General features: G+C 65.8%; 7 protein-coding genes. 1 reads left to right on the top strand and 6 read right to left on the bottom strand.

Going from position 1 to position 7,763, the window contains the following annotated elements; genetic code table 11:
• The 3 genes from RMO01_RS04260 to RMO01_RS04250 all read right to left on the bottom strand — a co-directional run.
• On the bottom strand, positions 1 to 372 hold a 372-nt coding region (locus RMO01_RS04260), incomplete at its 3' end, for a PA2169 family four-helix-bundle protein (RefSeq protein ID WP_309627803.1).
• 235 nt (positions 373 to 607) lie between these two features.
• Entirely contained in the window at positions 608 to 1,108 is a 501-nt protein-coding gene (locus RMO01_RS04255) for an isoprenylcysteine carboxylmethyltransferase family protein (protein ID WP_309627802.1), read from the bottom strand.
• A complete protein-coding gene (locus RMO01_RS04250; protein ID WP_309627801.1) occupies positions 1,105 to 2,157 on the bottom strand; it encodes a type III polyketide synthase in 1,053 nt (350 codons plus the stop codon). Before RMO01_RS04250 ends, RMO01_RS04255 begins: the two co-directional genes overlap by 4 nt.
• Before the next feature lie 175 nt (positions 2,158 to 2,332).
• Between RMO01_RS04250 and RMO01_RS04245 the strand changes: the two genes are divergently transcribed.
• Positions 2,333 to 3,886 (top strand): DHA2 family efflux MFS transporter permease subunit, encoded by a 1,554-nt coding sequence (locus RMO01_RS04245; RefSeq protein WP_309627800.1) that lies wholly within the window; start codon positions 2,333 to 2,335, stop codon positions 3,884 to 3,886.
• A 197-nt stretch (positions 3,887 to 4,083) separates the two neighbouring features.
• Here the strand turns inward: RMO01_RS04245 and RMO01_RS04240 are convergent, their stop codons facing one another.
• From RMO01_RS04240 to yfcC, 3 genes are read right to left on the bottom strand one after another with little or no spacing between them, the layout of a single operon-like run.
• Positions 4,084 to 4,959, bottom strand: coding sequence for an isoaspartyl peptidase/L-asparaginase (locus tag RMO01_RS04240; protein ID WP_309627799.1), 876 nt, complete (start codon positions 4,957 to 4,959; stop codon positions 4,084 to 4,086).
• On the bottom strand, positions 4,956 to 6,224 hold the full coding sequence (locus RMO01_RS04235) for a cyanophycinase (RefSeq protein ID WP_309627798.1): 1,269 nt from the start codon (positions 6,222 to 6,224) through the stop codon (positions 4,956 to 4,958). Before RMO01_RS04235 ends, RMO01_RS04240 begins: the two co-directional genes overlap by 4 nt.
• Positions 6,224 to 7,723: a putative basic amino acid antiporter YfcC gene (gene yfcC, locus RMO01_RS04230; RefSeq protein ID WP_309627797.1), complete on the bottom strand. Its 1,500-nt coding sequence runs from the start codon at positions 7,721 to 7,723 to the stop codon at positions 6,224 to 6,226. The genes RMO01_RS04235 and yfcC overlap by 1 nt, the downstream gene beginning before the upstream one ends.
• Positions 7,724 to 7,763 lie beyond the last annotated feature (40 nt).

Raw genomic sequence — 7,763 nt, 5'->3', positions numbered from 1 at the left:
GAGCGTGTCGGGAAGATCGGCGTCCTTGGTCGCGTCTTCAAACCGCGCCTTGATCACGTCCTCGCCACGCTCGACCTCGTCGATCACCCCGCTGTCATCACGGCCCATGAGTTCGCCTCTGATCTCCGCGAACTTGTTGTGTATGCGACCCAACAGAGACTGGTCATCCTCTGGTTCGCCACCAAAGGTGCGAACTTCGGCCTGGAGCCGACGGCTGAGTTCTTCACGCTTGCCGGCGCGCTCTGTGAACAGGGTTTTCAGTTCCGGATTGCTGACGCCTTCGGCGGCATGACGATAGCCATTCACGCTATCCAGCGTCGTCTCGATAAGATCGTTGAGGGCCTTGATGGCGCGATCATTGCCGGTGTGCATTGAGGAGTGTCCTTTGTTGAAGGGACACATAGAACTGCCGACGCCATGCCATGTTCCCCGACGCGGTTTGTCCCTCGTGACCTGGACCAAGGGTCCGCTATGGGTTGGAAGCGGTCAAAAGCTTCCAGGCCGAAAGCAGACATTCCCCTCCCCCACTCTGCGCCTAAGCGCCATTTCGCGAAACGGCACCGTCAGTTCGAATGCGTCGCGGTCGACCGCACCATTGCTTTCGGGCTCAAGCTACCTTTGATGCTCTTCGCAATGCTTCGGCCTCGGCTCGGATTCGGATCGCGAGGATGGCCGCATTGAGAAGCGAGAAGATTGCCGCAAATGCGTTCAGGCCAAAGGCGAGAGGCAAGACCGCGATTTCGGCCGCCACGACGATGTAGTTTGGGTGCGAAACGAACCGGTAGGGGCCGCGCCGCACCAGGGTCTCGCCTGGCACTGTTATGATCCGTGTCGTCCAGCGCGCGCCCAGCGAGGCGATGACCCAGACTCGGCCAAGCTGGAGCACAACAAAAAGTCCCATCCAGATCCAGTTCACAGGTCGATCCCATGCCAGAACAAAGAGGCCGATAAGCCAGGCCGCATGCAGTGCCACGATCACGGGATAGTGGGCGGCTCCGGTTTCCACACCGCCGTGCGCTATCAGGCGGGCGGTGTTCCTTCGTGCGAGAACCAGTTCGCCCAGCCGCTGGGCCGTGACGAGCGCGAGGATGACGATCGAAGTGATCATGCGGCGCGGCTCAGCGTCACTGTGCTGGCCGTGAAGCCGGGTCCGAGAGCAGTGACGACCGAGCGCTGCGGAAGGCCGGCGTGGCGGGCGCGGTCGAGAACATAAAGGACCGTGGGCGCGGACATGTTGCCATGGTCGGCAAGGACGGTCCGCTCATGGTCCAGCGCGCCCTGATCCATGGAAAGGGCAGCCTCCATGGCGTCAATCACCTTCATACCCCCGGGATGGCAGATGAAACGGTCGACGGCCTCGACCCGGTCTCCGTGGCTGGCGAGCATGAAGTCCATGGCGGGCCGGAGATGTTCGCGGGCGAAGGGCGGGATGGCGCGGGCGAAGATGACGCCGAGACCGTCAGACTCGACCCGCCAGCCCATGATGTCCAGCGTATCGGGCCAGGTGTGCTCCGCAGTGGCCTGGACATGGGCGAAACCGCCCTCGCCGCAGCGCAGGACGCAGGCCGCCGCGCCATCGCCGAACAAGGCGGTGGCGACGATGTCGGCCTTGGTCAGGCCTTCCATGCGGAACGACAGGGTGCAGACCTCGACCGCGACCAGCAGGACGACGGCCCCCGGGGTGGCCCGGGCCATCCGGCTGGCGATCGCCAGCCCGGTCGCGCCCCCGGCGCAGCCGAGACCGAAGAGCGGGATGCGCGCAGCGTCCGGACGGAACCCCAGATGCGCCATGGCACGGGCCTCGAGGCTGGGGGTCGCGATACCAGTGGACGAGACGGTGATGATGATGTCGACATCAGGACCGGTCAGCCCAGCATTCTCCAGCGCACTGGCGGCCGCCCGGCGGAACAGGTCTACAGCCCCGGCTACATATGCCTCGGTCCGCTCGGGCCAGGTCCGCGGCGTCATGTACCAGTCGATCGGCATGACCGACTGCCGATGCCGGATGCCTGCAGTGTCGAAAACCTTGGCCATCCGGTCGAACTGCGGAAATCGGTCCTGGAAAAGCTGCCGGGCCACCGCGGCAACCTCGGTCTGTGGCATGTCGTGAGGGGCGTCGGCGGTCCCGATGGACAGCAGGGCGACGGGCGCGGTCATTGGCGACTCCGACCGCCGCACCGGCCTCCGGCTGGAAGTCGACACCGGGCGGTGACTTTCACAAACAACATCGCCGTGTCGCAGTTCCCATAGGCCGTCGAGCGTGACCTTATCGCGCAGGGGCCGGGGCCTGCGAACCGCATGCCATCTTCGTTCGGTTGCCTGGGAAATCTCGATGTCGGCCAGCCTCCCGCCCGCACCCGCACAGAACGCCATCCGACTGTGGACGGGTTTCATCGTCATGTGCGTGGGCATGTTCATGGCCATCCTGGACATTCAGGTCGTGGCCACTTCCCTGCCGACAATCCAGGCCGCGATCGGCGTCGCCCCGGACCAAATGAGCTGGGTCCAGACGGCCTATCTGATTGCGGAGGTCATAGCGATCCCGCTGACCGGGTTCCTCACCCGCGCCTTCACTATGCGCTGGCTGTTCGTGGCCGCGATCTGTGTGTTCAGCCTGGCCTCGTTGGGTTGCGCGCTCAGCCAGGATTTCAACACCCTGATCTTCTGGCGGGTGGTGCAGGGCTTTTCTGGCGGGACCCTGATCCCGGGGGTGTTCGCCGCAGTCTTCCTGCTGTTTCCCGAGAACCGCCAGGGCGTCGCGACCACGATCGCGGGCGTGCTGGCGGTGTTGGCGCCGACGGTCGGGCCGATCGTCGGCGGCTGGATCACCGAGACCTATTCTTGGCACTGGCTGTTCCTGATCAATCTGGGCCCCGGGGTCATCTGCGCCTTTCTGGCCGTCTGGCTGCTGCCCCGCGACCGCCCGAACCCGGGCGCGGTCCGGCGGCTGGATCTGGTGTCGCTGATTCTGATGGCCTTGGCCCTCGCGGCGCTGGAGATCGCGCTGAAGGAGGCCCCGCAGCGCGGCTGGGCCTCGCCGCTGGTGATTGGACTGGCCGCGGTAACGCTTGCCTCCGGCGTAGCCTTCGTGCGCCGGAGCCTCGTGGCCGTCCAGCCGGTGGTGCAGCTGAGGACATTGTCGAACCGCAGCTTCGCGATTGGCTGTGTGCTGAGTTTCGTACTGGGCATCGGCCTGTTCGGATCCGTCTATCTGATGCCGGTGTTCCTTGCGTTCGTGCGAGGTCACGGGCCGCTGGCGATCGGATCGATCATGCTGGTCACGGGACTTGCTCAGCTAGCCACCGCACCTGTTGCCGTGGTCATGGAGCGGCGCATAGACGCGCGGCTGATGACAGCGATGGGCTTTGCGCTGTTCGCGATTGGGCTGGGGCTTAGCGCATTCCAGACTTCCGCCACCGATTTCGACGAGATGTTGTGGCCCCAGATTTTGCGCGGCGTGGCCATCATGCTGTGTCTGCTGCCGCCGACCCGTCTCGCCCTTGGCCATCTCCCGGCTTCAGAAGTGCCGGACGCCAGCGGCCTGTTCAACCTCATGCGCAACCTAGGCGGGGCGATCGGCCTTGCACTGATCGATACGGTGATTTACGGCCGGGCCCCGGTGCTTGGGCGCGAGATCGTTGCGCGGCTGCAGGCCGGCGACGTGCCGACTGCCGAGGCCCTCGGCATCCCGGTCGCCCTGTTCGTAGCCCGGATTGGGCAACCGATTGATCCGGCGATGATTCAGACGCTGACCCCTCTGGTGGAGAAACTGGCGCTGGTTCGCGCCATCAACGAAGCGTGGGCCTTGATCGCGATTCTGACCCTATTGGCCTTGTGCACTGTCCCTTTTGCTAGCCGCGGCCGATCTCAATCACCCGATGGATGATCTTCAGACGCTTAAGGCAACGGGGTAGCTCAACGTTCCGATGGCTTCCGTTGATGCCGGTAGTGCGTCGTCGCGAGAGCCCGTTTTGGGTCGAAAGCAGTCCTTGGAGTCGGTGCTAGAAGCCGACCTTGCGCCTAAGCGCCATTCCGCGAAACCGCACCTCCAGTTCGCAGACTGACAAAAACTTGGCGACACCTTCAGGCCCGCCAGGATTCCACGCCCTGTGAGCCGGCGCTCGTCCGCCAAGCGCATTTCATCCCATCCGTATCGAAGGGCCTTGCGATGTTGCCCTCGCGATCGACGGCAATCAGCCCGCCGTCGCCACCCAACCGCGCGACCGACTCCAACACCTGCGCGGCCGCCTCGGCGAGTTGTGCACCGCCATAACGCATACGGGCAGACAGATCGTGAGCAGCAGCCGCGCGGATGAACGCTTCTCCCAGGCCGGTGCAGGATACCGCCACGCGGTCGTCGGCCCATGTGCCCGCGCCGATCAGGGGGGTGTCGCCCACCCGGCCGGGCCGCTTGCCATAGATTCCGCCGGTCGAGGTGGCGGCGGCCAGGCGGCCCTTTTGATCCAGGGCAACCGCACCAACGGTGCCGTGACCCTCGTCCAAGTCTGCAGGATCGAACCCGTCAGGTCGCGTCAGCCATGTCGCGAGATCGACGATCGGCTCGCAACCCTGCTCCCTGGCGAACAACTCGGCCCCGGTTCCGGTCAGCATCACATGGGGAGACCCATCCATGATCCGTCGCGCCACAACGACCGGGCTGGCAAAGCCACGGATCGCCGATACCGCGCCGGCGCGTCCGTCCGATCCATCCATGATCGAGGCGTCCAACTCGACATCGCCGAGCGCATTGGGAGCGGACCCCCGGCCGGCGACGAACAGGCCGGAGGCCTCCAGCGCCGCGACCATCGCCTGAACCACGTCGAGCGCCGGAGCTCCAGCGGCGAGATCACCGGCGCCCCGCCCGACGAGCTCGGACATACAGGCTTCGGCTTGGAGATAGGAGCGGCCGGCCTGAACGCCCGCACCGCCGTGGATCACCAGCGACCAGGGTGCGCTCATGGCCGGATATCCTGCACCGTAACGGCCACAGGTATGATCGAAAAACGCAGATCGCGCAGGGTCAACCCCGCGCCGGGCTCAGAGCCACGACCGCTCATCGCCGAGGTGCGGTCGGTCTCCTCGAAGCGAAAACGGACAGCTGCACCGGCGTCCCCGAGGCTGATCCGGTCAAGGGCGCTTGCGTTCGTTTCGATCAGGGCCTGATCCAGCAGATCGACCAATGGCCGCGCCGGATAGGCGGGGCCAACACCGGCGCCGTCGCCCGAGGGGGGAGCCAGATCGGCCATGGGGCTGCCGTGACGACCGGCGGCGGGGGTAACGTCACCGCTGGCCAGGTCGATCCGGTCGCCGGATGCCGCGATGGACAGGCGCAGGCCTGTGACCGCGAAGTCGGGGCCTTCAGCGCGAGACGCCTGAGCGTCGTCGATCATCGTCACGGTCCCGACACCCCTGACGGTCGCAGTATGAGTGGCCGTATCGACGACCAACGCCGTGTTCTCGTCGATACCATAGCCGAACCGATCCCCCGGACTTTCGGTCACCGCCCTGGACAATCGGCCCAGTCGAGCCTGTCGGTCAAAATGCTGATCGATGATCCCGTCGGTGAAGAACCCAGCACCCGTGCCCAGGATCAGTCGGCCATCTTCCATTTCCGCGTCGGTGCCGGGGGATTTCATCGGCCGGGTCAGAGCGATCAGGCCGTCTCCGCGCAGGATCATGGTGGCGCTCTGGACGGCGGCTCCTGCGCTGGAGCCACCGATGACCGCGCCCTCGGCAAGGCGGCGATGTAGCGCGATCAGGAGCGGGGTCGACGATCCTGCCGCATCGAACAGCACCCGCGCGGTCCTTGCCTGATCACCACCCGTAAACCAGATCCCGCCCGCCCCCTCGACGATCGCGACCATCGCCGGATCGTCGCCTCCATTCGCCCAAAGACTCTCGTCATCGGTCGTGGCTGGATCATCGATGAGGGCGGCACGAACGAGGACGACCCGGTCAGGGGAAACGCCGTGGAGCGCCAGCGCCGCGCGGGCCGACTCAAAAGACGCTACAGGCTCGCCCGATGCTGCCGCGACGATGGCGACACGGTCGGTCGCCGGGTGGGGCAGCCCGTCCACAAAGGCCCCCCAGATCTCGGCATTCCTAGCATCGAGCGCGCCGCCGACGATCACCAGTCGTCCTGGCTCGGCAGCGGAGGGGGCCGCAATAAGCAGGCTGAAAAGACCTCCGAGAACCACGTTGAGGACATGCCCGGGACGGGTCATCAGCGATATCCCGTCAGCGTGGCGACAACAACGAAGGCCACGGCCAGAGCCAGCAGCGCCAGGGTCGGCTTCCAGATGAACCTGAGCCAGGTCGCCCAGTCGATGCGCGCCGCCGCCAACGATCCCATGAGGGCCGCCGAAGCAGGGCAGACAATGTTGGTCAGGCCATCGCCGAGCTGAAAGGCCAGTACTGAAGTCTGACGTGTGACACCCGTCAGGTCGGCAAGCGGGGCCATCAGAGGCATTGTCAGCGCCGCCTGTCCCGAACCGGACGCGATAAACAGATTCAGCACGCTCTGCAGGCCCAGCATACTGAGGGCAGCCCCCCAGTCCGGCAGATGCGACGCCCAGCCTCCGACCAGGTCGAGCAGGGTGTTCAGCACGCTCGGTCGGGTCGGATCGTCGCCGCCCAGAAGCAGGACCACGCCCTTGGCGATGGCCACCACGATCACCGCCGGAGCCATCTGCACGGCCCCCTCACGGAAGGCACCGGCCAGGCCGTTGGCATCGACATCGGGAAGGCGAAACGCCAAGGCCAGAATTCCAGCCGCCAGGCCCAGGGCAAAGAACTGACCGGCGATCTCAGCCAGGTAATACCCCTCGGCGACGACGCCCCAGGCGATCCACCCGATCGTTGCCGCCAGCAGGACGAGGATCGCGATGTCACCGATCCCCAGTGCGCGGACTTCGATCACCGTATCGGCGGATCGCGCGCGGACCGCCGCGTCGACCCGATGGGTCAGCGACCGTTCGGGCCGCGCCTTGATTTGCTGGGCGTAGCGCCAGGTCGCCAGTGCCGCCAGCCCGGTGAAGGCCGCAAACATCACAAGCCTCAGCGCCATCCCAGACAGGATAGGGACACCGGCGATCCCCTGCGCGATGACCAGACCGAAGGGGTTCATCCAGGAGGTGGCGAACCCGACCTGGGTGGCGACATAGGTCACGAGCACGGCCGTAAGGCTGTCGTAGCCCGCCCGGATCAGAGCCGGCGACAGGATCAGCACAAAGACGATCGCCTCCTCGCCCATGCCGAAGACGGCCCCACCCAGAGCAAAGATTGCGAACAGCAGCGGGATCAACCAGCCGCCCCCGGTCCCTCCCCACGCCATCAGGATTCGCAGGCCGCGTTCGACTGCTCCCGTCTGCATGACCACACCGAACGAGCCACCGACGATCAGCAAGAAGGCCATCAGCCCGACGGTCGCGGCGTTGCGGTCGCCGCTCACCAGACCTTCGAAAAGGAAGTTCAGAAACCCGACCTCTCCCCCCGACCCGAAGAACGGCGCCCCGCCCCCCTCCGAAGACGGAACGATGTGGAACGAGGTTGGATCGATCGCGGGACGGCCCCCCGCGCCGACGACACCCGCCAGCTCGAACACGCCCTTGGGGGCCAGCCAACTCGCGGCGAATGCCAGAATGGCGACGGCGAGGAGAATCAGGAGGGTGTCGGGCCCCTGCGCCTTGGGCGGCACGATGGGATCGGGATCGGGAACTATCATGAGAGTACAGGGTCAGGACCGGCGGGACGGCGATCAGCCT

Origin of the sequence: Brevundimonas sp. (assembly GCF_031412435.1) — a bacterium.
Lineage (GTDB): Bacteria > Pseudomonadota > Alphaproteobacteria > Caulobacterales > Caulobacteraceae > Brevundimonas.
This window is presented reverse-complemented; position numbering and strand designations above follow the sequence as displayed.

Bases quoted from the DNA above. Each gene is read 5' to 3' on its own strand.
- yfcC (WP_309627797.1), bottom strand. From the start codon at position 7,723: ATGATAGTTCCCGATCCCGATCCCATCGTGCCGCCCAAGGCGCAGGGG.
- RMO01_RS04240 (WP_309627799.1), bottom strand. From the start codon at position 4,959: ATGAGCGCACCCTGGTCGCTGGTGATCCACGGCGGTGCGGGCGTTCAG.
- RMO01_RS04235 (WP_309627798.1), bottom strand. From the start codon at position 6,224: ATGACCCGTCCCGGGCATGTCCTCAACGTGGTTCTCGGAGGTCTTTTC.
- RMO01_RS04255 (WP_309627802.1), bottom strand. From the start codon at position 1,108: ATGATCACTTCGATCGTCATCCTCGCGCTCGTCACGGCCCAGCGGCTG.
- RMO01_RS04250 (WP_309627801.1), bottom strand. From the start codon at position 2,157: ATGACCGCGCCCGTCGCCCTGCTGTCCATCGGGACCGCCGACGCCCCT.
- RMO01_RS04245 (WP_309627800.1), top strand. From the start codon at position 2,333: ATGTCGGCCAGCCTCCCGCCCGCACCCGCACAGAACGCCATCCGACTG.